The 26,264-nt window shown below is 72.2% G+C and carries 22 protein-coding genes; 7 read left to right on the forward strand and 15 right to left on the reverse strand.

Annotated features, from left to right (window positions below; all coding sequences use genetic code 11):
- Window positions 1-7: 7 nt before the first annotated feature.
- The 3 genes from OG500_RS34325 to OG500_RS34335 form a co-directional block, all read right to left on the reverse strand.
- Window positions 8-703, reverse strand: a complete 696-nt coding sequence (locus tag OG500_RS34325; RefSeq protein WP_442907101.1) for a YoaK family protein — start codon at window positions 701-703, stop codon at window positions 8-10.
- A gap of 96 nt (window positions 704-799) precedes the next feature.
- Window positions 800-2,689, reverse strand: coding sequence for an amidohydrolase (locus tag OG500_RS34330; protein ID WP_327070749.1), 1,890 nt, complete (start codon window positions 2,687-2,689; stop codon window positions 800-802).
- 28 nt (window positions 2,690-2,717) lie between these two features.
- The gene (locus OG500_RS34335) at window positions 2,718-3,551 is read right to left on the reverse strand and encodes an alpha/beta fold hydrolase (RefSeq protein WP_327070750.1); all 834 of its coding nucleotides are present in this window, start codon (window positions 3,549-3,551) and stop codon (window positions 2,718-2,720) included.
- Between the two features lie 351 nt (window positions 3,552-3,902).
- On the opposite strand from OG500_RS34335, the gene OG500_RS34340 reads away from it, so the two are divergent.
- Both OG500_RS34340 and OG500_RS34345 read left to right on the forward strand, forming a co-directional pair.
- The gene (locus OG500_RS34340; RefSeq protein WP_329587897.1) at window positions 3,903-4,565 is read left to right on the forward strand and encodes a hydrolase; all 663 of its coding nucleotides are present in this window, start codon (window positions 3,903-3,905) and stop codon (window positions 4,563-4,565) included.
- 36 nt (window positions 4,566-4,601) lie between these two features.
- Window positions 4,602-5,084 (forward strand): DoxX family membrane protein, encoded by a 483-nt coding sequence (locus OG500_RS34345; protein WP_327070751.1) that lies wholly within the window; start codon window positions 4,602-4,604, stop codon window positions 5,082-5,084.
- Window positions 5,085-5,369: 285 nt separating this feature from the next.
- Here OG500_RS34345 and OG500_RS34350 read toward each other — a convergent pair whose 3' ends face one another.
- The 8 genes from OG500_RS34350 to dnaK all read right to left on the reverse strand — a co-directional run bounded on the left by OG500_RS34350 (window position 5,370) and on the right by dnaK (window position 14,628).
- Window positions 5,370-5,810: a DUF1931 family protein gene (locus OG500_RS34350; protein ID WP_327070752.1), complete on the reverse strand. Its 441-nt coding sequence runs from the start codon at window positions 5,808-5,810 to the stop codon at window positions 5,370-5,372.
- Between the two features lie 46 nt (window positions 5,811-5,856).
- Window positions 5,857-7,527 (reverse strand): FAD-dependent oxidoreductase, encoded by a 1,671-nt coding sequence (locus OG500_RS34355; protein WP_442907102.1) that lies wholly within the window; start codon window positions 7,525-7,527, stop codon window positions 5,857-5,859.
- Between the two features lie 109 nt (window positions 7,528-7,636).
- Window positions 7,637-8,167, reverse strand: a complete 531-nt coding sequence (trxA, locus tag OG500_RS34360; RefSeq protein WP_327070753.1) for a thioredoxin — start codon at window positions 8,165-8,167, stop codon at window positions 7,637-7,639.
- Window positions 8,167-10,791, reverse strand: coding sequence for an ATP-dependent chaperone ClpB (gene clpB, locus OG500_RS34365; RefSeq protein ID WP_329586001.1), 2,625 nt, complete (start codon window positions 10,789-10,791; stop codon window positions 8,167-8,169). Before clpB ends, trxA begins: the two co-directional genes overlap by 1 nt.
- Window positions 10,782-11,171, reverse strand: coding sequence for a chaperone modulator CbpM (locus tag OG500_RS34370; protein ID WP_327070755.1), 390 nt, complete (start codon window positions 11,169-11,171; stop codon window positions 10,782-10,784). Before OG500_RS34370 ends, clpB begins: the two co-directional genes overlap by 10 nt.
- Complete coding sequence (locus OG500_RS34375; RefSeq protein ID WP_329586003.1) at window positions 11,168-12,145, reverse strand: J domain-containing protein; 978 nt, start codon at window positions 12,143-12,145, stop codon at window positions 11,168-11,170. Before OG500_RS34375 ends, OG500_RS34370 begins: the two co-directional genes overlap by 4 nt.
- Before the next feature lie 7 nt (window positions 12,146-12,152).
- Window positions 12,153-12,719 (reverse strand): nucleotide exchange factor GrpE, encoded by a 567-nt coding sequence (locus OG500_RS34380; RefSeq protein ID WP_327070757.1) that lies wholly within the window; start codon window positions 12,717-12,719, stop codon window positions 12,153-12,155.
- Window positions 12,720-12,729: 10 nt separating this feature from the next.
- On the reverse strand, window positions 12,730-14,628 hold the full coding sequence (gene dnaK / locus OG500_RS34385) for a molecular chaperone DnaK (RefSeq protein WP_329586005.1): 1,899 nt from the start codon (window positions 14,626-14,628) through the stop codon (window positions 12,730-12,732).
- Window positions 14,629-14,874: 246 nt separating this feature from the next.
- Here dnaK and OG500_RS34390 point away from each other — a divergent pair, with 246 nt between their 5' ends.
- Window positions 14,875-16,740, forward strand: a complete 1,866-nt coding sequence (locus OG500_RS34390) for a PucR family transcriptional regulator (protein ID WP_329586009.1) — start codon at window positions 14,875-14,877, stop codon at window positions 16,738-16,740.
- Between the two features lie 171 nt (window positions 16,741-16,911).
- Here the strand turns inward: OG500_RS34390 and OG500_RS34395 are convergent, their stop codons facing one another.
- Window positions 16,912-18,618, reverse strand: coding sequence for a chloride channel protein (locus OG500_RS34395; RefSeq protein WP_329587900.1), 1,707 nt, complete (start codon window positions 18,616-18,618; stop codon window positions 16,912-16,914).
- Between the two features lie 274 nt (window positions 18,619-18,892).
- Between OG500_RS34395 and OG500_RS34400 the strand changes: the two genes are divergently transcribed.
- The 3 genes from OG500_RS34400 (at window position 18,893) to OG500_RS34410 (ending at window position 21,608) form a co-directional block, all read left to right on the forward strand.
- Window positions 18,893-19,405, forward strand: coding sequence for a MarR family winged helix-turn-helix transcriptional regulator (locus tag OG500_RS34400; protein ID WP_327070759.1), 513 nt, complete (start codon window positions 18,893-18,895; stop codon window positions 19,403-19,405).
- Between the two features lie 322 nt (window positions 19,406-19,727).
- Window positions 19,728-20,642: a glutaminase gene (locus OG500_RS34405; protein ID WP_327070760.1), complete on the forward strand. Its 915-nt coding sequence runs from the start codon at window positions 19,728-19,730 to the stop codon at window positions 20,640-20,642.
- A 339-nt stretch (window positions 20,643-20,981) separates the two neighbouring features.
- Complete coding sequence (locus OG500_RS34410) at window positions 20,982-21,608, forward strand: TetR/AcrR family transcriptional regulator (protein ID WP_327070761.1); 627 nt, start codon at window positions 20,982-20,984, stop codon at window positions 21,606-21,608.
- A gap of 299 nt (window positions 21,609-21,907) precedes the next feature.
- Here the strand turns inward: OG500_RS34410 and OG500_RS34415 are convergent, their stop codons facing one another.
- The 3 genes from OG500_RS34415 to OG500_RS34425 are packed head-to-tail and all read right to left on the reverse strand — an operon-like array spanning window position 21,908 to window position 25,190.
- The gene (locus OG500_RS34415; RefSeq protein WP_329586013.1) at window positions 21,908-22,393 is read right to left on the reverse strand and encodes a VOC family protein; all 486 of its coding nucleotides are present in this window, start codon (window positions 22,391-22,393) and stop codon (window positions 21,908-21,910) included.
- A gap of 2 nt (window positions 22,394-22,395) precedes the next feature.
- Window positions 22,396-23,673: an amidohydrolase family protein gene (locus OG500_RS34420; protein ID WP_329586016.1), complete on the reverse strand. Its 1,278-nt coding sequence runs from the start codon at window positions 23,671-23,673 to the stop codon at window positions 22,396-22,398.
- Window positions 23,674-23,699: 26 nt separating this feature from the next.
- The gene (locus OG500_RS34425) at window positions 23,700-25,190 is read right to left on the reverse strand and encodes an FAD-dependent monooxygenase (RefSeq protein WP_329586019.1); all 1,491 of its coding nucleotides are present in this window, start codon (window positions 25,188-25,190) and stop codon (window positions 23,700-23,702) included.
- Between the two features lie 270 nt (window positions 25,191-25,460).
- Between OG500_RS34425 and OG500_RS34430 the strand changes: the two genes are divergently transcribed.
- A complete protein-coding gene (locus OG500_RS34430; protein WP_329586022.1) occupies window positions 25,461-26,237 on the forward strand; it encodes an SDR family NAD(P)-dependent oxidoreductase in 777 nt (258 codons plus the stop codon).
- Window positions 26,238-26,264 lie beyond the last annotated feature (27 nt).

The following is a 26,264-nucleotide window of genomic DNA, read 5'->3' on the forward strand; positions in this document are numbered from 1 at the left end:
ACACAGCTCAGTCGCGCTCGCGGTAGCCGACCGTGATCGCGGCGACCAGGACCGTGCTGGCCAGCAGGGTCCACGCGAGGTGTCCGTGGATGACGAGCGCGGCGCCCGGCGCGGCGCCTGCGAGCATCGCCAGGACGGCGTAGAGGCGTCGGCCCAGCCGGGGGTTGTCGCCGCCGGCCAGTGAGGAGTCCGCGGCCAGGCCGGTCAGGGTGAGGGTGAGCACCGTCGTCGTCAGGTCCGGCACACCCAACTTGCGGACGGTGCCGTTGCGCAGGCCCATGGCGACGGCCAGCAGCGCGATCAGCGCCTCCTCGCGCGCCCGCCCGCCGCTGGAGGTGAACGCGACGGCGGTCGCCGCGCCTTGCAGCGCCGTCTCGGCCAGCAGCGCGGCGCGCAGCCAGCGCACCCGGCGGGCGTCGGGGTGCCTGAGCGCCAGGCGGCCGGCCAGCACCGAGCCCAGCAGGAAGGCCGCGAGCGAGGTCAGCGAGCCCGCGACGGAGAAGCCGGGCGTGCCCACCAGGGCGAACGCGATCACCACCACGTTCCCGGTCATGTTCGCGGTGAACACGTGGCCGAGACCCAGGTAGCTCACGGCATCGATCAGGCCGCTCACCGCGGTCAGCGCGAACAGGGCCAGGGCCAGCGGATGGCGGTCGCGGATCTGGGCGGTGCTCATGGTGCTCTCTGCCTGGGTGGGGGTCAACAAAGCTTCCCTTCAAGGTGGTCGGCGGTGACGGCTGATGGCGCCGTGCGCCGCCGGGCACAGTGCCCGGCGGCGCACGGCGGATTCGAGGGCGGCTCAGAAGAAGCACGGATCGTCGAGAGCCGGCCCGCTCCGCCCTGGAAGCAGTTGCCCGCGCGCCTGCCGCCAGTCGCGCTGCTCGTCGGAGGCGGCCGCCGCCTCGACCACCAGCCCGGCCTGCCGGACGCCGGTCAGGCTGGGCGCGGGGGTGGCCTGGTAGCCGCCGAAGCGCGCCACCGGGCTCCACAGCGGGACCACGGCCGGCAGCTCGGGGGCGATGCCCTCGTGCTCCTGCGCGCTGTGCACGATGCGGCCACCGACCACGGTGAGGACGGACTCGATGTGCGCGATGTCGGCCTCCTCCACCGTCAGGTAGTCGGCGCTGAGCACTGCGAGGTCGGCGTAACAGCCGACCCGCAGACGGCCCTTGACGTTCTGCTCGCCGGTGAGGCGGGCGCCGCCCAGGGTGTAGAGCTCCAGCGCCTCCTCGCGGCTGAGCCGGCCGGCCGCCGGTCGCAGCGTGCGTCCGCTGACGGCGCGCCCGGAGACCAGCCAGTGCAGCGCCACCCACGGGTTGTAGGAGGAGACCCGAGTCGCGTCGGTGCCCGCGCCGACCGTGAGCCCGCGTTCCAGCATCGCCCGCACCGGCGGCGCCTCGGCCGCCGCCGCGGCGCCGTAGCGGCGCACGAACGCCTCGCCCTGGAAGGACATCCGGTTCTGCACCGAGACGGCGCCGCCGAGCGCGGCGATCCGGTCCAGGCTCGCGGGGGAGACCGTCTCGGCATGGTCGAAGAGCCACCGGTTCCCGTCCGGGAAGAGGCCCTCGGCGGCGAGCTTCTCGAAGACCGCCAGGTCGCGGCGGATCGTCTCGTCGTAGCTGGCGTGCAGTCGAAATCCCCAGCCGTGCTCCATCAGCAGCCGCACGGCCTGCTCGAACCCGGCCTCGTACGGGCCGAGTTCGGGGCGCGGCTCGGTGAAGTTCTCGAAGTCCGCCGCCGCCCAGGTGAGGTTCTCCCCGGCGCCGTTGAGGCGCAGCCATGCGTCCCCGTCGCCGGGGCGGACGGTGGCCACCCAGCGGGCCAGGTCGTCCAGCTCCTGTCCGGCGGTCTGCGGGAAGAGGTGGTAGGCGATCCGCAGCGTCAACTCGCCCTGCTGCGCAAGCTGCATGACGGTGCCGTAGTTCTCCGGGAAGCTCTGGAAGCCGCCGGCCGCGTCGATCGCCGAGGTGAGCCCGAAGCGGTTGAGCTCACGCAGGAAGTGCCGGGTGGACGCGGCCTTCTCGGCCTCGTCCAAGGTCGGCGCCTTGGCCAGTGTGGAGTACAGCAGCAGGGCGCCGGGGGCGGCGAGCAGCATGCCGGTCGGCCGCCCGTCGTGGCCGCGGACGATCTGGCCGCCCGCCGGGTCGGGGGTGTTGCGGTCGAACCCGGCGGCCCGCAGTGCCGCCCGGTTCATCAGCGCCGACTGGTACAGGTGCAGGACGAAGACCGGGGTGTCGGGTGCGGCGGCGTTCAGCTCGGCCAGGGTGGGCAGTCGGCGCTCGGCGAACTGGTCGGCGGACCAGCCGCCGACCACCCGCACCCACTGGCCCGGCGGGGTGCGCTCGGCCTGGGACCGGAGCATGGCCAGCGCCTGCCGCAGCGTCGGCACGCCGTCCCAGCGCAGCTCCAGCACGTAGTTGAGACCGCCCCGGATGACGTGCAGGTGCGAGTCGTTGAGGCCGGGGACGGCGCGTCGCCCGAGCGCGTCGACCACCCGGGTCCCGGGGCCGATCCGGGGTATGACGTCGGCGTCGTTCCCGACGGCGGTGATCAGACCGGCGCGGATCGCGACCGCGCTCGCCCGTGGGCGCAGCGGGTCGCCGGTGTACACCTTGGCGTTGCGTACCACCAGGTCGGCGGCGTGGTCGGGGTGGCCGGGGCGGAGCCCGGCCACAGGCATGCTCGACATGGGTTCTCGCTCTCGAATGGCCGACCGGTCAGTCGCCGATGAAGGCGAGGAGTTCCTTGTTGACCTCGTCGGCGTGTGTCCAGATCAGCCCGTGGGGGGCGCCCTCCAGTACCACCAGGCGGGCGCCCGCGATGCTCCGGGAGAGCGGGATCGCGGTCGAGCGCAGCGGCAGGGTGCGGTCCGCGTCGCCGTGGATGATCAGTACGGGGACGTCGATCCTGGGCAGGTCGGCGCGGAAGTCGGTGAGCCAGGCCGGGACGCAGTCCAGGGTGGCCTTGGCGGACGCGGCGACGCCGACGTTCCAGCTGTACTGCACCACCTGGTCGCTCACCCGCTCGCCGCCGAGCACGTCCACGTTGTAGAAGTCGGCGAGGAAGCCCGCGAGGAAGGCCGGGCGGTCGGCGCGGATGGCGCCCTGGATCTCCTCGAAGACGATGCCGTCCACGCCGTCGGGGTTGTCGTCGGTCTTCAGCAGGAACGGCGGGACGACGCCCAGCATGACCGCCTTGGCGACGCGCTCGGATCCGTAGGCGCCGAGGTAGCGGGTGACCTCTCCGGTGCCCATGGAGAAGCCGACCAGGACGACGTCCCGCAGGTCGAGGTGGGTCAGTACGGCATCGAGATCACCCGCGAAGGTGTCGTAGTCGTAGCCGGAGGCCGGCTTGTCGGAGGCACCGAACCCGCGGCGGTCGTAGGTGATCACCCGGTTGCCGGCGGCGAGCAGCGCGGCCACCTGCTTCTCCCAGGACGCCCCGTTCAGCGGCCAGCCGTGGATGAGCACGACGGGCCGACCGGAGCCGTGATCCTCGAAATACAGGTTGACGGGGTGGGAGTTCTCTTCGCCGACCGTGAGGAAGGGCATGGGGCAGTCCTTGTCGTTCAGGCTGAACAGCGCAAGCCGCACAGCTCGTTGAGCTCTGGCACGACTCAATCTAGGGAGGCGTCGAGCTGCGACTTCTCTCTGCACGCACCGGCTCTGACCTGTGCGGGCAGTGACACCGCGAGCAGCGCTGGGACCGGTGGTGCAGGGGAGCCGAGTGCAGTGCGGGAACAGCCTTGGGCACAGTGGGAGAAGAGATGTTCGAGCGTCGCGGATAGCGTCGTGGCTGTGCCGTCGTGTCCGCGGCACCGCTCGGGTTCCGAGCCTCCCAAGCCCTGCGACGTCCGCGCCGACGTCCCTGCGCCATACCCCCATCCGAAAGTGAGTACAGCCATGGTCGACTTCGACTACGTGCACGCCGCCCCCAGCTCGGACCTGCTGACGCCGGACAACTCGATGATGCTCTTCGTCGATCACCAGCCGCAGATGTTCTTCGGCACCGGCAGCGGCGACCGCTCGGCGATCATCAACGCCACCGTCGGCCTGGCCAAGGCCGCACGCGTCTTCGACGTCCCGGTGGTGCTGTCCACGGTGGCCGCCGAGTCCTTCTCCGGCCCGATCCTGCCGCAGCTGAAGGCGGTCTTCCCCGACCACGAGGTGGTCGACCGGACCTCGATGAACGCCTGGGAGGACGCGGCCCTGGTCGAGGCGGTCAAGGCCACCGGGCGCAGCAAGATCATCCTTTCCGGCCTGTGGACCGAGGTCTGCCTGGTGCTGCCTGCCCTGTCGGCGCTGGACCAGGGCTACGAGGTGTACGTGGTCTCGGACGCCTCGGGCGGGGTCAGCCCGCTGGCCCACGAGCACGCCGTGCAGCGGATGACGGCGGCCGGTGCGGTGCCGGTGACCTGGGTGCAGGTGCTGCTGGAACTGCAGCGCGACTGGGCCCGCACCGAGACGTACCTGCCGGTCATGGACGTGGTCAAGGAGCACGCCGGGGCCTACGGCCTGGGCGTCGTCTACGCGCAGACCATGATCAACGAGCATGCGGCCGGCTGAACCGGCAACCAGGCACCCGAGAAAGAGAGTTCACCGGTGAACACAGGTCTCCTCCTGCTCCGACTGGTCGCCGGTCTGCTGGTCGCGGGTCATGGTGTGCAGAAGGTCAGCTTCCACCTGGGCGGTCGGGGGCTGGCCGGCGGCACCGCGGAGTTCCGTCAGGACGGCTTCCGTGGCGGGGTGTTCACGGCGCTCACCGCTGGGGGCAGCCAGATCGGGGCCGGTCTGCTGCTCGCGGCCGGCCTGCTCACGCCGCTGGCCGCCGCGGGGGCGATGGGTGTGATGACGGTCGCGCTGACCGTCAAGCGCCCGCACGGGCTATGGGTGCAGAACGACGGCTACGAGTACCCGCTCGTGCTGGTCGCGATCGGTGCCGCGCTGTCCGCAACGGGGCCCGGCGACTGGTCGCTCGACGCCCCGCTGGGTCTACTGCCCTGGCCCGCGTGGTGGCTGCCGCTGGCCATCCTGGCCGGCGTCGGCGGCGGCCTGGCCACCCGCCTTGCCCTGCACCGGCGTTGAGACCCACTGCCGGGTAGTGGCCCTGCCGTGACGGCGGCGCAGACGCCGACGGCCCACTCCTGATCGAGGCGATCAGGAGTGGGCTCACGGTTCGCCGATCAGGCGATGATCGGCACGAACCGGATGCCCCGGCCCAGTTCCCGCGCTCGACCTCACCCGGGCGCCGATCGCCGACAGTCGAGGGCGCGGCGTACTGCTGTTACCGGACACCGCCCCCGGACGATCGACCCCGAAAGATCGACCCCGGCCGAACCGGCGGAACTTCCGGCCCGGTGGATGTCCCGCTCAGATCAGCAGGTCGAAGAGCTCGAAGGCCTCGTCCCACTGGTCCGTGGAGGGGCGGCGGGTGTCGCGGGCGATGGTTTTGAGGGCGCGGGCGAGGGCGACGCTGAGGCCGCCGGCCAGGTCGGGCAGCCGCTGCTGGGTGTCCTCGGCGGCCTCCATGCCGAGGGCGGGGCGGGCTGCGAGCTGGTCGAGCAGCGGGCGCAGTTCTATGCCCTCCTCCAGCTTCCTGAAGGCGTGGATGCTCTCCTGCAGGCCTTTGGTGACGGGGAGGTCCTGCGGCTCGATGATGTCCCGCTCGTTGGCCTTGGCGTTGGCCGTGCCGATGAGGAAGAGGTCGTAGAGCTTGGCGTCCAGGAAGTCGTTGTAGCGCTTGAGGTCGTTCTTGTTGACGTCGAGGCCGGCGGCAGCGCGGAAGAAGCGCTCGAACTTGGAAACACCCATGACGGGCATGGCATTTCACCTTCTCGCGTCGATGGACGGGCTGAGGTCATGGAGTGGCGGGTGGTCTCACCTCCCCGAGGTGCTCGTGCGCCAGGCGGACGGCCATGGCGCCCTCGCCGACTGCGGAGGCCACCCGCTTGACCGAGCCGCTGCGGACGTCGCCGACGGCGAAGACCCCCGGCAGGCCGGTCTCCAGGGCGAGTGGGGCGCGGGCCAGGGGCTTCCAGAGGTCCGCTGCCACCTGGTCCACATGCTGCCCGGTCGGAATGAAGCCGCGCCTGTCCAGGGTGACGGCGGCTGCGAGCCAGGCGGTGGCGGGGCGCGCGCCGATGAAGACGAACAGGGCGCGGGCCGCCAGCACCTGCTGCTCGCGGGTGCGGTTGTCCTGGACGACGAGGGCTTCGACCCGGTCCTCGCCGGTGACTTCTTGGACCTCGGTATGCAGTCGGACATGGATCCGGGGGTGCCGCTCGATCCGGTCGATCAGATAGCGGGACATGCTGTGGCCCAGGTCTTCGCCGCGGACCAGCAGATGGACAGCGGGCGACTCGCGCGCCATGAACAGGGCTGCCTGGCCGGCGGAGTTGCCGCCGCCGACAACGGCCACCGCGTCAAGGCGGCAGGTCCGTGCCTCCCACAGGGTGGCGGCGTAGTGGACCCCGAGCCCCTCGAACCGTTCGACGCCGGGGACGGTCAGTCGCCGGTAGCGAGCGCCGGTGGCCACCACCACGCTGTGGGCGGCGACCGTGCCGCCCTCGGTGAGCCGCACCACGTTGGCCCCGTCGCGCTGTTCGAGTCCGGCGGCCTCGGCGGGGACGTCGATCCGGGCGCCGAACCGGGTGGCCTGTACGACGGCGCGTTCGGCGAGCTCCATGCCGGAGATCCCGGCAGGGAAACCGAGGTAGTTCTCGATCCGGGAGGACGTACCGGCCTGGCCGCCGGTCGCCACCGCGTCCAGGACGACGGTGGAGAGCCCCTCGGAGGCGCCGTACACCGCGGCGGCCAGGCCCCCAGGGCCGGCGCCGACCACGAGCAGGTCGCAGACGGCCTTCGCGGCGGTTCCGGTCCGCAGCCCGATCACCTGGGCGAGTTCGACGTTGGAGGGGTTGCGCAGCACCCGGTAGTCGTGCCACACAACGATCGGGGTCTCCTCCGGAGCGATCCCAAGACGCGTCAGCAGCGCCTCGGCGTGGGTGTCCTTCTCCACATCCGCCCAGCGGTGAGGGAGGCGGTTGCGGGCGGCGAACTCCAGCAGCCGCCGGGTGTCGGGGGAGAAGGCGGAGCCGATGATACGGAAGCCCGTCCCCGTGCCGGCCAGCATCGTGCGGCGCAGCAGGTACGCCCGCAGGATCACGTCGCCGAGCGCGGGTTCGCGGCTGAGCAGGTCGCGCAGAGCGGCCGAACCCACCGTCAGCACCTCGCCGGGTCTGTTCACCACTGCGCTGACGAAGGCGGTCTGGCCCTCCAGTACGCCGAGTTCGCCGAGGAAACTGTGCGGACCGTGCAACTGGATGACGTGCTGTGGGTCGTCCTGGCCTTCGACCACGGCCACCGTGCCGCTGAGGACGACGAAGAACTCCTCGCTGGGTTCGCCCGCCCGGAAGAGCTGTTCCCCCTCGCGGACTTGCCGTACCTGTCCGCACGGTCTCAGGATCGCTATCTGGTCGTCCGTCAGCTGCGGGTAGGCGCCGTGGACGTCGGCCGTCGGAGTCGGCATCGACACGGTTCACTCCCTTCGTCGGAAACAGCGGCCGAGGTGGAAAGCAGCGGTGGAGGACAGCAGCGGAAGCATGTGCGGAAGCGGCAGGCTGGAGGAAGCGTGGTCATCACGGCCTCCGGGAGGCGGGATCGGCCGGTCCGTGCGACGTCGACAGCGACTCGTCCACCCATCGGCGCAGCGCGTTCGCGGGCGCGGCGCCGGTCTGGCGGGCGATGGGCCTGCCGTGGTCGAGGATCAGCAGGGTGGGTACGGCTTGGACCTCGAACCGACGGGCCAGGGCGGGCGACGTGTCGATGTCGACCTTCACCAGCTTGATCCGGCCGGCCAGGTCCTTGGCGACCTGTTCGAGGGCCGGGCTCACCATGCGGCAGGGACCGCACCAGGTGGCCCAGAGGTCGACGAGCACCGGCAGGCTCGCCTGCTCGGCGACCTCCCCGAAGTCGGCGTCGCCCGCTTCGGCGATCCACGGCAGCGCAGCCCGGCAGTTCCCGCAGCGCGGGCTGCCCTGCGCCGCGGCGGGTACGCGATTGGTCCGGCCGCAGCTGGGGCAGGCGACCGTCCGCACCGAGGTCTCGGCGCCGTCGGCGGTGTCGTCACGGCCGTCGCGGTCGGGGCGGCCTTGGGGAGAAGCGCTCATCACGGATCCTGCGGCTCGTCCTGGAGGGTGACGGTCAGTTCGTCGTCCCTGGCGTCGACCAGGATGGTCACGCCGTCGCGTGCCTCTCCGCTGAGCAACGCGCGGCCGATCCTGGTCTCGACCTCGTGGGAGATGAAGCGGCGTAGCGGCCTGGCCCCGTAGACCGGGTCGTAGCCCTCGCTCGCGATCAGCCGGCGGCCCGGCTCGGTGAGGACGAGCGTGATGCGCTGCTCGGCGAGGCGGTCGCGCAGCTCGGCGAGGAGCAGATCGACGATGCGCTCGATCTGTGCGACGCCGAGCGGGTGGAAGAGGACGATGTCGTCGACCCGGTTGAGGAATTCGGGGCGGAAATGGCTGCTGAGTTCGGTCATCACCAGCGCCCGCACCTCGGGCTTGATCTCGCCGGCCTGGGTGGCGTCCTGGAGCAGGTACTGGGAGCCGAGGTTCGAGGTCATGATGACGACGGTGTTGCGGAAGTCGACGGTACGACCCTGTGCATCGGTGATCCGGCCGTCGTCCAGCACCTGGAGCAGCGTGTTGAAGATGTCGGCGTGCGCCTTCTCGATCTCGTCGAACAGGACGACCGAGTACGGCTTGCGGCGTACCGCCTCGGTGAGCTGGCCGCCTTCCTCGTAGCCGACGTAGCCGGGGGGCGCGCCGACCAGGCGGCTGACGGTGTGCCGCTCCTGGTACTCGCTCATGTCGAGCCGGATCATGTTGGTCTCGCTGTCGAACAGTGCGGCGGCCAGCGTCTTGGCCAGCTCGGTCTTCCCGACGCCGGTGGGGCCGAGGAAGATGAACGAGCCGATCGGCCGGCGCGGGTCGCGCACGCCGGAGCGGGCCCGGATCACCGCGTCGGCGACGAGCTGGACCGCCTCGTCCTGCCCGACCACCCGCTCGCGCAGGATCTCGTCCAGCTTGAGCAGCTTCTGCCGCTCGCCCTCCTGGAGCCGGGTGACGGGGATGCCGGTCCACGCGGAGACGATCTCGGCGATCTCCTCGGCGGTGACCACCTCGCGCAGCAACCGGGTCTCGCCCTGCTTGGCGGCGAGCTGCTCCTCCTCGGCGGCCAGGCGGCGCTCCAGTTCGCTGATGGTTCCGTAGCGTAGTTGGGCGGCCCGGTTGAGGTCGTAGGCACGTTCGGCCTGTTCGGCTTCCTGCCGGGCGCGCTCCAGTTCCTGGCGCAGTTCCTGGACCTTGCGGATGGCCTGGCGCTCGGCCTCCCACTGGGCGTGCTTGGCGTCCACCTCGCCCCGCAGGTCGGCCAGTTCACGCCTCAGGTCCTCCAGGCGGGCTCGGCTGGCCGGGTCGGTCTCCTGGTCCAGCGCGGCCTCCTCGATCTCCAGCCGGGTGGCCCGGCGGGTGAGTTCGTCGAGTTCGGCGGGCATGGAGTCGATCTCGGTGCGCAGTCGCGCGCAGGCCTCGTCGACCAGGTCGATGGCCTTGTCCGGGAGGAAGCGGTCGCTGATGTAGCGGTGGCTGAGGGTGGCCGCGGCTACCAGCGCGCCGTCCTGGATCTTGACGCCGTGGAAGACCTCCAGCCGCTCGCGGATGCCGCGCAGGATGGAGATCGCGTCCTCGACGGTCGGCTCGTCCACCAGCACGGTCTGGAAGCGGCGCTCCAGCGCGGCGTCGGACTCGATGTGCTTGCGGTACTCGTCCAGGGTGGTGGCGCCGATCATGTGCAGCTCACCGCGGGCCAGCATCGGTTTGAGCATGTTGCCCGCGTCCATGGCACCCTCGGCCGCGCCGGCTCCGACGACGGTGTGCAGCTCGTCCACGAACAGCAGGATGCGGCCCTCGGCGCCCTTGACCTCGGACAGAACGGCCTTGAGGCGCTCCTCGAACTCGCCGCGGTATTTGGCTCCGGCCACCAGCGATCCCATGTCGAGCGAGAACACCGTCTTGTCCCGAAGCCCTTCGGGCACGTCGCCGCGCACGATCCGCTGGGCCAGGCCCTCCACGATGGCGGTCTTGCCGACGCCCGGTTCGCCGATCAGCACCGGGTTGTTCTTGGTCTTGCGGCTGAGGATCTGGATGACCCGGCGGATCTCCGCGTCCCGGCCGATCACCGGGTCCAGGCGGCCGGCGCGCGCCTCCACCACCAGGTCGCGGCCGTACTTCTCCAGGGCCTCGTACGCTTCCTCGGGATTGGCGGAGGTGACCCGCTGGTTCCCGCGCACCGTGGTGAGGGCGGCGAGGAAGGAGTCCTTGCTCACGCGCTGTTCGCCGAGCCGACGGCCGGCCGCGGTGGTCGGTCCCTCGTCCACCAGGGCCAGCACCAGGTGCTCGGTGGAGACGTACTCGTCCTTGAGTCGCTTCGCCTCCTGTTCCGCGCTGTCCAGCAGCCGGGCCAGCCGCTGGGTCACCATCACCTGGCCCGGGGTGGCGCCCGGACCGGTCGTGCGCGGGCGCTTGGCGAGATCGGCCTCGACGGCGGCGCGCAGGGCGGCCGGGTCGGCGCCGGAATCGGCCAGTAGACGGGTCGTCAGGCCGTCCTGCTGATCGAGCAGGGCCAGCAGCAGGTGCTCCCCGTCGACCTCGGCCTGTCCCATCCGTACCGCGACGCTCTGCGCTTCCTGCAGTGCCTCCTGGGACTTCTGGGTGAGGCGGTTCATGTCCATGTCGTCGACTCCTTGGCGGCTCGTTCGCTGCGCCGCAGTGCGGTCTCCAGACGTTCGATGCGGTCGAGCAGGTCCAGGACGACGCCGATGGCCGCGTAGTTGAGGTGCAGTCCGGCCCGCAGCCGCTGAACGCGGGCGATGGCCGATGGCGCGCCGCCCCGGAACCACATCCGGCCCCGGGCGTCACGCTCGGCGTCCACCAGGCCGAGGGCGACGAAGCGGCTGACGAGTTCGGGCGGCAGGCCGCTGCGGGAGGCCACGTCGGCCATGGGGAGCCGATAGGGGCTGGGGCTGGTCCGGTAGACCCGCACCAGGGGATAGGCAGCCCTGGCGCCGGCCTGTCCGGCGCCTGCGGCGGGAGAACGGCGTTCGGCTCTCATGTCTGCTTCCTCGGGTCGAAGGAGGAGACTGCGGCCAGTTCCTCGAACAGCTCGCGCTCACGCGGGCCGGGCGAGGGCGGCACCATGACCTTGATCTCGGCATACAGGTCACCGGGGGAACCCCTGGGATGCGGCATCCCCTCGCCGCGCAGCCGCAGCCGGCGGCCGGTGGAGGTCCCGGGCGGCACGTGCACCTTGGCCGTCCCGCCCGGACCGGAGACCGGCACCATCGCACCCAGTGCGGCCTCCCAGGCGGTGACCGGCAGATCGACGTGGATGTCGCGCCCGACGAGCCGGTAGCGGGGATGCGGAGCGATACGGACCACCAGGTAGAGGTCCCCGGCGGAACCCGGGCCGCGGCCCTGGCCGCCCTCCCCCGCGAGTCGGATGCGCTGTCCGTCGACGACGCCGGCCGGAACGGTGACGTCGTAGGTGCGCTCCCCTCCGGGCCCGCCGAGGGTGATCTTCCGCCGGCCGCCGCGGTATGCGTCTTCGACGCTGAGGGCGAGTTCGGCTTCTTGGTCCGCGCCGGGGATCGGGCCGCCCCGCCCGGCGCGGCCGGCTCGGCCGCCGAACACGCCTCCGAAGAGGTCCTCGAAGTCCACGCCGGAGGTGTCGAAGTCGGTCTCCGTCCAGGTCCGTGCGCGCGCCCGGTCGGCGCCTCGGCCCCGCCCGAAGGGACTGCCGCGGTACGCGCCGGCTCCGCCGCCGAAGCCCTGGCCGGCCGCGACACGCTCGTCGAAGTCCTCCGGAATCTGCCGGAAGTCCGGGCCGAAGCGGTCGTAGCGCGACCGGGTGTCGGGGTCGGACAGCACGCTGTACGCCTCGTTGATCTGTTTGAAGCGCTCCTCGGCAGCCGGATCGCGGTTGATGTCCGGGTGGTAGCGGCGGGCCAAGGTGCGGAACGCCTGCTGGATCTCGGCCGCGTCGGCGGTGCGCGGGACGCCCAGCAGCTCGTAGTAGTCGCGTGCCATGGCGGCCTCAATCCTGCTTGCGGGTGACCACTACCGCGGCCGGCCGCAGCTGGCGGCCGGGTTCGCCGTAGCCGGGCCGCAGCACCTGGACGACGGTGCCCGCAGCGGTGTCCGGTGCATCCACCACGGAGACCACCTCGTGCTGCTCGGGCTGGAAGGGGACGCCGGTCTCCTCGTAGCGGGGGTAGCCGAGGCTTCGCAGCACCTCGACGGCCTGGTCGCGGACCGCCCGCACCCCGCTGACGATCGCGCCGTGGTCGTCGGCGCCCGCGTGGGCGAGGGCCAGTTCGAGGTTGTCGACGACCGGGAGGAAGGCCGCGGCCACCCTGGCCCGCTCGGCCTCCCGTTCCCGGGGGAGCTCACGGGCGTAGCGCTTGCGGAGGTTGTCGAGGTCGGCGAGGGCTCGCCGCCACCGATCCTCCAGCTCCGCTACCTCCGGGCTGCGGGGTCCCGGCGCCTGTTCCCCGGCTTCGGGGGCAGGCGGGGGCGTCTGCAGTGGGGGCGTCCGCTCGGGCGAGGTCTGCTCGGGCGGGGGGCGGTCCTCGGCGGGACGCATCTGTTCCTGATCCGACATGTCGCCGCCTTCAGCTCTTGTCGAAATCGGCGTCGATGACGTCGTCGTCGCCCCCCGCGGATCGGCTCTGGGCGCCCTGGCCGGGCGCCGCGCCGGGCTGGGCGCCCGCCGGTCCGGTGGGGTGGGCGGCCAGCGCCGCGTGGATCTGCTGGAGTTCCGAGGTCAGGCTCCGGGCCCGGTCCGCCGGGGCCTCCTCCTTGACGGCGGTACGCGCCTCGTCGATCAGCAGTCGCGCGCGGGCCCGTTCGTGCTCCGGTGCGGCGTCGCCGAGGTCGTCCAGCCGGCGCTCCACCTGGTACGCGGAGGTGTCGAGCTCGTTGCGGGCGTCGATGGCCTCGCGCAGGGCCAAGTCGCTGGTGCGGTTGCTCTCGGCCTCGTTGATCATCCGCTCGACCTCGGACGGGTCGAGGTTGGAGCCTTCGCTGATGGTGATCGACTGCTCGGCGCCGGTGTCCCGGTCCTTGGCGCTGACCTTGAGGATGCCGTTGGCGTCGATGTCGAAGGTGACCTCGATCTGGGTCTCCCCGCGCCGGGCCGGCCGCAGGTTCTCCAGCCGGAAGCGGCCCAGCACCCGGTTGTCGGCGGCCAGTTCGCGCTCGCCCTGGAGCACGACGATGTCCACGGCCGGCTGGTTGTCCTCAGCCGTGGAGAAGGTCTCGGAGCGGCGGGCGGGGATGGTGGTGTTCCGTTCGATGATCTTGGTCATCACGCCGCCGGCCGTCTCGACGCCCAGCGAGAGCGGGGTGACGTCCAGCAGCAGGACGTCCTTGACCTCGCCCTTGAGCACTCCGGCCTGGACGGCGGCGCCCAGCGCCACGACCTCGTCGGGGTTCACGCTCATGTTCGGGTCCTTGCCGCCGGTCAGCCGACGGACCAGGTTCTGCACGGCCGGCATACGGGTCGAGCCGCCGACGAGGATGACCTCGTCGATGTCGTTGTCGGTGACCTTGGCGTCGCTCATCGCCGTCCGGACCGGTTCCAGGCAGCGCTCCACCAGGTCCGAGGTGATCTGCTCGAAGGTGGAGCGGCGGACCGTCTCGGTGAGGTGCTTCGGCCCGGAGGCGTCCGCCGTGATGAACGGCAGGCTCACCTGGGTCTGGCTGACCGAGCTCAGCTCGGTCTTCGCCTTCTCGGCCGCCTCGAACAGGCGTTGCAGCGCCTGCGGGTCCTTGCGCAGGTCGATGCCCTCGGCCTGCTGGAAGCCGTCCGCCAGGTGGTCCACCAGCCGGCGGTCGAAGTCGTCGCCGCCCAGGTGGGAGTCGCCTGCCGTGGCGCGGACCTCCACCACTCCGTCGCCGACGTCCAGCAGGCTGACGTCGAAGGTGCCGCCGCCGAGGTCGAAGACCATGACCGTCTCGTGGCCCTTCTTGTCCAGCCCGTAGGCCAGCGCCGCGGCGGTCGGCTCGTTGATGATCCGCAGGACTTCGAGACCGGCTATCCTTCCGGCGTCCTTGGTGGCCTGGCGCTGGGCGTCGTTGAAGTACGCCGGTACGGTGATGACCGCCTCGGTCACCTTCTCGCCGAGGGACTTGCCGGCGTCGTCGGCCAGCTTCCGCAGCACCTGCGCACTGATCTCCTCCGGCGCGTACTGCTTGCCTCTCACCTCGAAGCGGGCCACCCCGCCGGGCCCCTCGACCACGTCGAAGGAGACCGCCTTGGCCTCGTCGGAGATCTCGTCGTAGCGGCGCCCGATGAACCGCTTCGCCGAGGTGATGGTGCCTTTGGGGTTGAGGATCGACTGTCGGCGCGCGAGCTGTCCCACCAGCCGCTCGCCGTCATCGGAGAAGCCGACCACCGACGGGGTCGTCCTGGCCCCCTCGGCATTCGGGACGACAGAGGGCTCACCGCCCTCCCAGACCGCGATGACCGAGTTGGTGGTACCGAGATCGATGCCTACTGCCTTCGCCATGGGAATCTCCTCCGCCGGGACACGGGACCGATCGGCGGGCTGCCAGGCATACGACGCCGCGCCCACCGCACCCTTGTGCAGCCTCGCGCGGTACGCGGCGCGCTTCCTGGCCCTGGCGTGACCAAACTGCGCCGTCCTTTCAGTCCGCGAGGACGGGGATCCGGCACAGCTCGCAGGTGAGCCCCCGTGCCGAGCGGCGTAGCGTCGACAGTGCGAAGCCGCTGTCGAGCCGCGAATGGACCCGCGATGGACGCTGTTCCGTTTCCGACCGCCCGGCCCCTCCACTCCAATCCGCACCTGGGGGCCGCGCGGCACGCACTGCTACGGCTGGTGACGGTCATGCTCGACGGCGACGACGAGCGCGAGGTGCTGTGGGGGGCCATGGCGGCGATCGCCGCCGTGGGCCCGTTCACCGCCGAGGCGGCGTATGCCGTGCACCACGGTCTGGCGCGGCGCTGCCCACCGCGCCCGGCGACGGCCTCCACCGTCGCCAGGCCCGGGAGCGCGGCGGCGCGGGAGCCGGCGGTGGATCCCGACGGCAAGGCTCCCGCTGAAGCAGCGGCCGAAGCCGTGGACGCCGAGCGGCTCGACCGGCGGATCGGCGCTCTGGACGGCCGCAGCCAGAACCTTCACGAGCCGGGCGGGCCGTGGGCACGGGCCATCGCGCTGCGGTACCGGGAAATCTGCCTCGGCTATCTCGTCGTCCGATCCCTGACCACACCCTCGGCCGAGGAGACCGCCCTGACCGATCTGCTCGCGCAGCAGACCGGGATGGTCCTCGCGCGCCTCACCGGACGCCGGGGCCCACCGGCCGGCGGGTCGCAGGACGTGCCGGGGACCGGGGACCTGTCCGACACCGGGAACCTGCCGGAGCCCGAGGACGGCTCACCCACCGCCGGCCTCGGCGACAGAACCGCCGCCGCCCTGGCCTCGCGGCTCGCCACCCACGACGCGCTCTCCCGCGCCGCCGTCTCCGGCAGGGGCGAGGCGGGAATCCTCCAGACCCTGCACGAACACACGGGATTCGCGGCCCTCACCGAGGACCGCTTCGGCAACCCGCGGGCATGGGCGGGTCCCCGAGGGGGCGACCCCCGGAGCGGAGCCGGCAGCGGAATGCGCCCCGAGCCGGAGAACCGGCGCCGGGACGCCCTGATGCACCGCGCGCGGCGCCGGCCCGGCGCCGTCCGGGACCGGGACCGGCTGGTCATGCCCGTAGCGATGGCGGGAGATCTGCTCGGTGTCGTCGCGCTGGTTGATCCGGACCAGCGGGCGGCGGAAGCGGACACCTCGGCGCTCGAACAGGCCGCTCTGGTGCTGGCTCCCCTGCTCTCCCACGAGCGCAGGCTGGCCGAGCTGGAGCCCCGGCTGCGCCGCGACCTGGTCGACCGGCTGGTCTCGGGTGAGTGGACCGAGGACGCCTTCACCCAGGCAGCAGCCCTGGGTCACGACCTGCACCGGCAGCACAGAGTCGCCGTGCTGGAGTGGCTCGGGGCGGCCGAGGGCGCCGCGCTCGGCGACGCGGTGGCGCGGGCGGCCGAGCGGCTGCGCCGGGACGTGCTCGTCGGCTCGCGTGGCGCGAGCACGGTCGTCCTGGTGGCCGGTGAGGACCGGCGTGATCCGGGCGACGAGCTGTACAGGGCCGTCTCGGACGAACTCGGTACCGGCGCCGGCGCGATCGGGGTCGGCGGCCAGTGCGACGTCCTCGCCGATCTGCCGCACTCCTACGGCGAGGCCGTCCGTGCCCTCGCCGTCCGCCGCCGTTCCCAGGACCCGTACGGCAGCACCGGCTTCGACGAGCTGGGCCTGTGCCGCATGATCGGCACCGGCGAAGGCGAGCGGGAAGCCGACCGCTTCGTCCGGGTATGGCTGGGACGGCTGCTGGACTACGACGCCCACCACCACACCGAGCTGGTGATGACACTCTCGCGCTACCTGGAGAGCGGCTGCAGCTACGACGCGACCTCCGAGATGCTCCTCATCCACCGCAGCACCGTCCGCTACCGCCTCCAGCGCATCGGCGAGATCACCGGCCACGACCTGGGCGTCGCCGAGACGCGCCTCAATCTGCACATTGCCACCCACATCCGCAACGTGCTCGACCCACCGCGTTGAGTCGCGGACGAGCCCGTGGCGGTCACTGTGGGTGACGATCTTTGCCCTGTCCCTGGACGTAGGCGGCACCGGTCAGTGCGACGCCGACGGGGGGACCGTAGAACGCCTGGACTACCCCGAGCCGGTCCGCGAACCGTGGACGTCCGGGAGTATCAGGACACTCCAGCTGGGTCATGCGGTGGAGTTGGAGTTCTCCTGGTCCGGCCTGCGGTGGAGGGCTGCGAGGACGGATCGGTGGGTGAGCCACCCGGCGAGGCGGGTGCGGGTGGGGTCGAGGACGGGCAGTCCGGCTCCTTCGGTGGTCGCGAGGGCGTCGAGGGCCTGGGCCAGATCGGTGTCGGCGGCGACCTGGTGCGGCCGGTGGGTGATGGCGGCGAGGGTGGTGGTGCCGTGGGTGCCGTCGGCGAGGGTTTCGGTGGCGGCGCGGGCGGTGGCGGTGCCGAGGTAGCTGCCATCGGTGGCCAGGACGGGCAGGACGCCGTGCCGGGATGCAGCGAGGATGTCGGCGGCCGTGGTCAGCGGCATCGTCTCGCTGAGAGCCTCGGGCAGCGGCTCCATCACTTCGGCGGCGGTGAGGCCGGAGAAGGGTGAGATGGTCGGTTTCTCGTCGAGGTCGATGCCGCGGCGGCGCAGTTTGAGGCTGTAGATGGTGTCGCGGGACAGGGCGCGGCTGACCCCGGTGGCCAGCACGATGGCGGTCATCAGGGGCAGGATGATCGTGTATTCGCCGGTGAGTTCGAACAGGATGATGACGGCGGTGATGGGGGCGCGGGCGGCGCCGGCGAAGACGGCCCCCATGCCGATCAGGCCGTAGGCGCCGAGCGGGCCGGTGATGCCGGGGACGAGGTGCTGGGCGGTGGCGCCGAAGGCGGCGCCGAGCATGGCGCCCATGAAGAGGGAGGGGGCGAAGACGCCGCCGGAGCCGCCGATGCCGATGGTGAGGCTGGTTGCAGCGATCTTCCCCACCAGGAGCAGGAGGAGGAAGGCGATGACGTACTTGCCGTTGACGGCGTTCTCCAGTACCGGGTAGCCGACGCCGTACATCTGCGGCAGGACGAGCAGGAGCAGGCCGAGCAGGAGCCCGCCGACGGCGGGGCGGGCCCATTCGGGACCGCGCCACACATAGTCGCAGGCGTCCTCGATCCAGTACAGGATCCGGGTGAAGCCGACGCCGACCGCCCCGGCGATCACGCCCAGGAGCGCGAAGAGCAGGTACTGCGAGAGGTGGTGGACACCGAAGGCGGGCAACTGGAGGAACGGGGTGTTGCCGAAGGCGGCCCGGCCGATGACCGAGGAGGTCACGGAGGAGAGCACGACCATGCCGAAGGCTTCGGCGGTGAAGTCGCGCAGGATCAGCTCCATCGCGAAGAACACCCCGGCCAGCGGGGCGTTGAAGGTGGCGGCGATGCCGCCCGCCGCGCCGCAGGCGACCAGCACCTTCATCCGGTCCTCGGGCACCCTGACCACGCGGCCCAGGGTGGAGCCGAGCGCGGAGCCGATCTGGACGATCGGGCCCTCGCGGCCCACGGATCCGCCGCCGCCGATGGTCAGCGCGGAGGCCAGGGACTTGACCAGGGCGACCTGCGGGGCGATCCGTCCGCCGCGCCGGGCGACGGCGTACATGACCTCGGGTACGCCGTGGCCGCGGGCCTCGCGGGCGAAGCGCTGGACCAGCGGGCCGTACAGGAGTCCGGCCACCACCGGGGCGAGCAGGACGAACCAGCGGCCGAGCCAGGGGACGTGCGGGTTGGCGGCGTGCCCGGCGGCCGCGTAGTCGGGATGGCCGGACAGCGCCAGGGTGAACGTCTTGATCAGCCAGCGGAAGGCGATCGCCCCGAGGCCGGCTCCGGCGCCGACCAGCAGGGCCAGGACGAGCAGGCCGCCCTTGGATTCGCGCAGGGCGGTGGGGGCGGCGGCCAGGCCGCGTCGTACGACGGGGGTGCGGGAGTCGAGGGGCTGGGGGCTTGGGGGTATGGCTTCGGCTGCGGTCACTCTTGCATTATGCAAATAATATCTTTGCACTGCGCAAGGGTCTCTCGTTTCGAGATGGCCGATCCGCGATGCGGGACAGGCGGGGGCACGGCGGGCCCTGCGGAGCGCGTACGCCCCCGGAGCGGCGCACGCCACGGCGTGCGGGAGGTAGAAAGGAGGCATGTCGCACGACCGCGCCCAGCCGCCCGCCGCCGATCCGTCCCCGCTCAGCGCGGAGGAGGACCTCGTCACGGCGGTTCTCACCGCCTCGCGCGTCCTGGTCGCGATCTCCGCGAGGTCGCTGGGCGAGGTGGAGGAGTCGTTGACGCTGCCTCAGTTCCGGATGCTGGTCGTGCTGCAGAGCCGTGGTGCGATGAGCCTGTCCCGGCTGGCGGAGTTCCTGGCGGTCAACCCGTCCACGGCGATGCGGATGATCGAGCGTCTGGTCACGGCCGGCATGGTGGTGCGCGAGACGGGTCTGCCGGACCGGCGCGAGGTGCGGATCGTGCTCACCGAGGAGGGGGTTCGCACGGTGGTGGATGCCACCGACCGGCGCCGGGCCGAGATCGCCCAGGTGGTCGCGGCGATGCCGCCGGAGCAGCGCTCCGGCCTGGTCGCGGCGCTGCGGGCGTTCGCCGAGGCCGGCGGTGAACCGGCGGCGCCACTCAGGCAGTTGGACCTGCTCGGCTGGTGACCACCGCTGGTGCCCCTGGTCCCGGCGCCTCCCTGGCAGGTACGGCCCGTGCACTTCATGACGGTTCCGTGGAGTGCCGCGATGTCCGCTGTGGGGGCTCTCCTGGTCCGACGACCGCGGGGAGGGGGCGCTGTGGGTCCGGGTGAGGCGATCCGCCATTCCGACGTCCGTCACTTTCCGGTCATGCAACGTGCCCGAACATCACCACAGCCGGAAACCGGACCTCTCCTCTCCGCTGCGGGCGCCCTTCCCCCCGCGAGCGCCCCGGCGCATGCTGATGCCGGGCCGGACAACGGCGTCCTGCCCGCGGAGGGGGACCGGCATGGACTACGAGAACCTGTTCGAACGCATCAACCGCGCGGTCCACCCCGTCCTGGCCGAAGGAACCGTCGCCCAGTACATCCCGGCCCTCGCCGCCGTCGACCCCCACCGGTTCGGCCTCGCGATCGCGGACACCGGCACCCGCAAACCACGCGGCACCGGGGACTGGCAGGTCCCGTTCTCCATCCAGTCCATCTCCAAGGTGTTCACCCTCGCCCTGGTCCTGGCCGCCGACGGCGACTCGCTGTGGGCCCGGGTGGGCAAGGAGCCCTCCGGGTCACCCTTCAACTCCCTGGCCCAGCTGGAACGTGAGAACGCGATCCCGCGCAACCCCTTCGTCAACGCCGGCGCCCTGGTCATCACCGACCGGCTGCTCACCCTCACCGGCGACTCCCGGGGCACCCTGCGCGAGTTCCTCCGCACCGAGAGCGGCAACCCGCACATCGACTTCGACGCCCAGGTCGCCTGGAGCGAGAGCCACCACGGACACCGCAACGCCGCCCTCGGCCACCTGCTGGCCGACCACGGCCGCCTCGACAACCCCGTCCCGGACGTCCTCGACCACTACTTCTGGCAGTGCGCCCTCACCATGAGCTGCCGCGACCTCGCCCTCGCCGCAGGATTCCTCGCCCGGCACGGCTTACGGGCCGACGGCACCCGGCTGCTCACCCGCAGCGAGGCCAAGCGCGTCAACGCCGTCATGCTGATCGGCGGCACCTACGACGCCGCGGGCGAGTTCGCCCACCGGGTCGGCCTGCCCGCCAAGAGCGGTGTCGGCGGGGGCATCCTGGCCGTCATCCCGGGGCGCGGGACGCTCTGCACCTGGGGGCCGGCTCTCGACAGCCACGGCAACTCGATCGCGGGCATCACCGCGCTCGACACCCTCACCACTCACACCGGCTGGTCCATCTTCTGACCGGCGGCGCACACACCCGGCCCGGACCGCCGGGTGCTGCGCGGTTCCACACGAAGGTGACGGTCTCGTCGACGCGTGCCGAGTGGATGCCGACGGAAGCCTCACGCATGTACTGCTCGCACAGCTCGTGGGCCTTCTTGTACGCGTCGGTCGAGAGCGCTCGGCCATGGCCTCCTGCGGCGTCGCAGCCGGTAGTGATCCCCGGCGAAGCCCTGCGTGACCGGTGGCCCGGACGGAACCGCCGCGTGACGATCAGGGGTCAACCCGCGGGTGTATGGGAGTTCTCCGCCCGTCGGCGCGTGTCGAGCACGACGGCGGGCGACGTTTAGAGTGTGGGGTATGCCCAGGCTGAGTGAAGAGACCCGGGAGGAGCGGCGTCGCCACATCCTCACCAGCGCCTGGCGCTGCTTCTCCCGCGACGGATTCCACGCCACGTCGATGGATGACGTGATCACCGCGACCGGCATGTCCTCCAGCGCGGTGTACCGGTACTTCCGCAGCAAGGACGACCTCATCCTGGCCGCCGCGGACGAATCCCTGGCCCTGGTCCGCAACCTGTTCAGCGGTCTCCTGGAGCAGCGCCCCACCCCGTCACCGGCCCAGGTCGTGACCGCGATGGTGGCCGAGCTGCGCGACTGCGACCCGGGACAGGGTGACGACCTGCGACGCATCGCCATCCAGGCGTGGGGGGAAGCGCTGCGCAGGCCGGAGCTGGCGGAGCGCACCCGCTCGTTCTACCTGGACGTGCGCGGCAGTCTCGCCGAGTTGGCCGGCCGGTGGCGGGAGGAGGGCCGGCTCGGGCCGCAGGCGGACCCGGAGGCGGTGGCGTCGGTGCTGATGTCCCTGATGCCGGGACTGCTGGTCGGGCGCTACCTGGTGGACCCGGTCTCGGTGGATCGCATGGTCGAGGGCCTGTCGGCCCTCGCCTCGGCGTTCCCTCCGGGGCAGGGCGGCGACGGGCTGTAGCAGTTCTGCGGAACCGTCAACTCCTGTTCGCGCCCACGGGCCGGGATGAGACCCGGGCCGTTCGCCGGTCCGATGGCGGGACTACCGGGTGCCGCACCCGCAGGCGCCCACCTCGGGCGGCGACAGCCACACCCTCTACCGATTCTGACGAACTCGCCGGCTTCTTCCGGGAGTTGCCGAGCACCAAGGAACGTAGCCCGGCCTTCCGCCCAGGTGTCCTCTCACCGCCTGCGGTCCCGAGCGTCCGGCGGCTCGCCCCCGGCCGCAGGTGCGACCGGGGCACGAGAGGTGGACCGGGTTCACGGGGCGGGAACCGTGTCCGGCGGGGCGGGGGCGAGCCAGGGCGAGTCGTACTCGATGTGCTCGGGGCCCAGGCCGTGGGGCGCGTTGGTGTAGAGGCGCAGGCGCAGCCCGTCGGGGTCGGGGACGACGAGGAGCCAGCCCGCCATGGCGACGACCGGCGGCGAGTGCGGGACGCCGAGCGCGTCGAGATGGACGGTCCACCCGTCGAGGGCGGTGCGGTCGTCGACGGCCAGGGTGAGGAAGTCGTAGCCGTTCAGGGCGGTGCAGGTCGCCGGGTCGAGGCGCAGTTCGAGCCGGGTGCCCAGCCCGGGGACATTGAGGATGACCGCGAACAGGGTGCCGTCGGGGCGGCGGTGGTCGAGCGCCTCGACCCGGCGGGCGCCGAGGACCGCGGTGTACCAACGGGCGCTGCGCTCCAGGTCGGTGACGGGCAGTTTGAGGTGGTGGATTCCCGCGTGGGGCGGGGTGGCGGTGGGGTTCATGGTCAGCTCCGGATCTCGGCGGCGCTGGCGCCGGTGGTGGCGAGGGCGGGGCGGTCGACGGGGGTGCCGCGGCGCCACAGGTGGGTGATGGCGCGCAGGGCGGCGATGTCGTGGGTGGGGTCGCCTTCGACGAGGAGCAGGTCGGCGCGCAGTCCCGGGGCGATGCGGCCCCGGTCGGTGAGGGCGAAGGCGTCGGCGGGCGCGGCGGTGGCGGCGGTCAGCGCCTGGGTGGGGGTGAGTCCGGCGGCCACCAGCAGGGCGAGTTCGCCGTGGTAGCTGATGCCGTGGGTGGTGGGGTGGCCCATCCCGCCGGTGCCGTCGGTGCCGGCCAGCAGGGGGACGCCGAGCCGGAACATGCGCAGAGCGGCGTCGGCGGCGTGGGCCGGGTCCATGCGGATCGGGCCGACGCGCTCCGCGGGGTTCGTGGTGCGGATCCGGTCGAGTTCGTCGAGCCATCGCGGGTCGGCATAGGGGCGCAGCCGGGGGTCGTCGGCGAGTTCGTACTCGGCCGGGGTGGGGGTCATCCCGGTGAGTGCGGTCAGGGTGGGGACGACGAAGACGCCGTGTGCGGCGGCGGCTTCGATCAGGTCGTCGCTGCTGTGGCCGTCGGCGGGGGAGTGGGCGAGGCCGTCGATGCCGCAGTCGATCGCCTGGCGGGCGGCGGTGCGGGTGAGGGTGTGGGCGACGGTGCGCAGGCCGTGTTCGTGGGCGGCGTGCACCAGGGCGGTGACGGTCTGCGCAGACATCAGCGGCATCGGGTGGCCGATCGCCGTGCCGTCCTCGATGAAGATCTTGAGGTGGTCGGCGCCTTCGGTGACCCGGGCCGCGACGAAGGCGTCGGCGTCCTGCGGTCCGGCCACGGTGGGGAAGGGTTCGAGCAGGCCGGACTCGACCAGCTGGCCGGGGTGTCCGCCGGGGGCGGTGGCGCCGGTGGTGGCGACGCGCAGGTCGGCGAGGTCGTCCCGGTCGCCTGCGGCAGCCCGCAGTCGGCGGGCGGTGGCGGGTGCGCCGCCCATGTCGAGTTCGGTGGTGATGCCGAACAGGAGGGACTGGCGCAGCTGCCCGGTGTCGGTGGCGTGGGTGTGGGCGTCGATCAGGCCGGGGAGCAGGGTGCGGCCGGTCGCGTCGACGACCTGTGCGCCCTCGGGCAGGGGCAGGGCGTTGCCGACGGCGGTGATGAGCGGGCCCTCGATCAGGACGTCGCGGGCCGGGTGGAGGCGGGTGCCGTCGAAGACGGCGGCCCGGCGGATGAGGGTGGGGCGGGAGGCGGCAGTGGTCATGTCCGTGACTCCTTCGAACGTGCGGTTCAGGCCGCGGGCTCAAGGGGCAGGTGGTCGGCCAGGCGGTCGAGGACCTCGCCGGGCGTGGCCGGCAGGCCGTGGGCGGCGAGGTAGCCGTCCGGGCGGACCAGCAGGGTGCTGTCCAGCGCGGGGATGTGCCGGACCGTCAGGAGGCCGTGCACTGCGGACGTGTCCGGGCCGGCGGTCGGTTCGGCGGGTGTGCCGGGCAGGGCCAGGGTCCAGTGCAGGCCGTCCGGAGGGACGAGCCGTGGGCTGACCCGCGTGCCGGGGCGCGGGGCGCCGAGGTCGGGCTGGTCGGTGTAGCCGATGTCGAGCTGGGCGAGCTTGGCGGCGATCCAGTCGGTGATCCCCGGGGTGCCGGCGGCGGCGGACAGCAGGGCGTTGCGCAGCTGGCAGGCGGTCGGGTCGGTCAGGGTGGCGGCCTCGGCGAAGCGGGCGGTGAAGGAGACGAGTGCGCGGGCGACGGGGTGCCGCTCGCGGTGGTAGCTGTCCAGCAGGGCGTCCGGTGCCATCCCGTTCAGGACGGCCTGCAGCTTCCAGGCCAGGTTCCCGGCGTCCTGGATGCCGGTGTTCATGCCCTGGCCGCCGGCCGGGCTGTGGGTGTGGGCAGCGTCGCCGGCCAGCAGGACGGGCCCGGCGCGAAACGACTCGGCCACCCGTTCCTGCACCCGGTACGTCGAGGCGGCGACCACCTCGGAGACCCGCGCTGCCTCCCGCGCGGGACCGCGCTCGGACAGCAGCCGCTCGACGTCCGCCGCGCACGGGGCCACCGATCCGGGCGCGGCGGGGGCGACCAGCCGGTGCAGGCCGCCGGCGAGCGGGGAGAGCAGCAGCATGCCCGCCCCGGAGAGGAAGAACGTGGGGTCCTCGCAGGCCGTGGTCCGGGTGCCGGCCGTGAGACGGACGTCGGCGAGCGCGAACAGCTGCTCCCGCGCGGTGCCGGGGAAGGCGATGCCCGCCGCCGTGCGCACCGTACTGTGCAGGCCGTCGCAGCCGACCAGGTAGCGGGCGGACACGGCACGCACCACCCCGTCCGGCCCGGCGACCGTCGCCATCACGCCTGGGTGGTCGGGGGTGATGCCGAGGAGGCGGTGCTGGCGGTGCACGGTTCCGCCCAACTCCTCCAGCCGCGCCAGCAGTTGCTCTTCGGTGGTCTGCTGGGAGGCGAGCAGCAGGTACGGATGGGGAGTGTCCAGCTGGTCGAAGCAGGCCCGCAGGAGCGTCCGGTCGCGGTCGTGGAGGCTGAACCCCCGCGCCTTCGTCCCGGCCCGGACGAGCGGGGTGCCGACCCCGATCCGGTCCAGGTACTCCAGGGTGCGAGGCTGTACGGCCGCCGCCCTGCTGCCGGGCCCGATCCCGGCACCCCGGTCGATCAGCACGTGGTCCACGCCCAGCTGACGGAGGCTCACCGCCAGCGCCAGGCCGGCGGGACCGGCCCCGACGATCAGCACAGCGGTCTGACAGGGAAGAGGCTCGACAAGCGGTAAGGCGGTCATGACACGCTCCTCGCCGTACAGGAGGGCGGCCGCCGGAGGGCTCCCCGCAGCAGCGCGCAACCAGCGAAAACGAACGTTTCCGTTTCACCTTGACGGTAGCAACCTCGACCCCATAGCGCAAACGATCGTTTCGCTTTGCTGGGAGATCCGCGCAGCCCGCGCTGCTGTTCCTGGGTGTCGTGTACCGAGGAAGGCACGGCCTTCCCCGGCCCCCGGCGGGTGCGCATGATCAAGTCGACCGTGCTCGACGCCTTGACGAGGGAAACAGCCATGACAGCGAACTCCACACCCCGACCTGCGGACCTCTTCCGGCTCGACGGGCGGCGGGCGGTGGTGATCGGCGCGGGCAGCGGCATCGGCGCGGCGGGCGCGCGCGCCCTCGCCGACCACGGCGCGGACGTGGTCTGCGCCGACCGTGACCTGGCCGCCGCCACCGCCACCGCGACCGGCGGCGAACCGTACCTGCTGGACGTCCTGGACCGCGCCGCCGTGCGGGCCGCGCCCGCCGAACTGGGCGACGTCGACGTGCTCGTCTTCACCCCGGCGACGAACATCCGCAGGCGGCTGGTCGACTACGCCGACGAGGAGTTCGACCGCATCGTCGACCTCAACCTGCGCGCGCCGTTCGACCTGCTGCGCGCCTTCGGCCGCCCGATGGCCGAACGCGGCCGCGGCTCGATCATCGGGGTCTCCTCGATCCGAGCCGTCGCAGTGGAACCGGCCCAGGGCATCTACTCCGCGACCAAGGCCGGACTGGTGGCCCTGCTGAACACGGCGGCCGCCGAACTCGGCCCGCTCGGCGTGCGGGTCAACGCGCTTGCCCCCGGCGTGGTCGAGTCGCCGATGACGACCTGGGCGCAGTCCGACGCCGTGCGCTACGACGCGTACGCGGCCAAGACCGTGCTGGGCCGCTGGGCGCAGCCCGAGGAGATGGCGGGTGCGGTGGTGTTCCTGGCCTCGGACGCCGCGAGCTACGTGACCGGCAGCGTGCTCACCGTCGACGGCGGGTGGACGGCCGCCGACGGCCGCTACGCTCCGCCGGAGTGAGACGGGGGCGGGGCCCCGGCCGCTACG

This window comes from Kitasatospora sp. NBC_01250, assembly GCF_036226465.1.
Taxonomy (GTDB): Bacteria; Actinomycetota; Actinomycetes; order Streptomycetales; family Streptomycetaceae; genus Kitasatospora.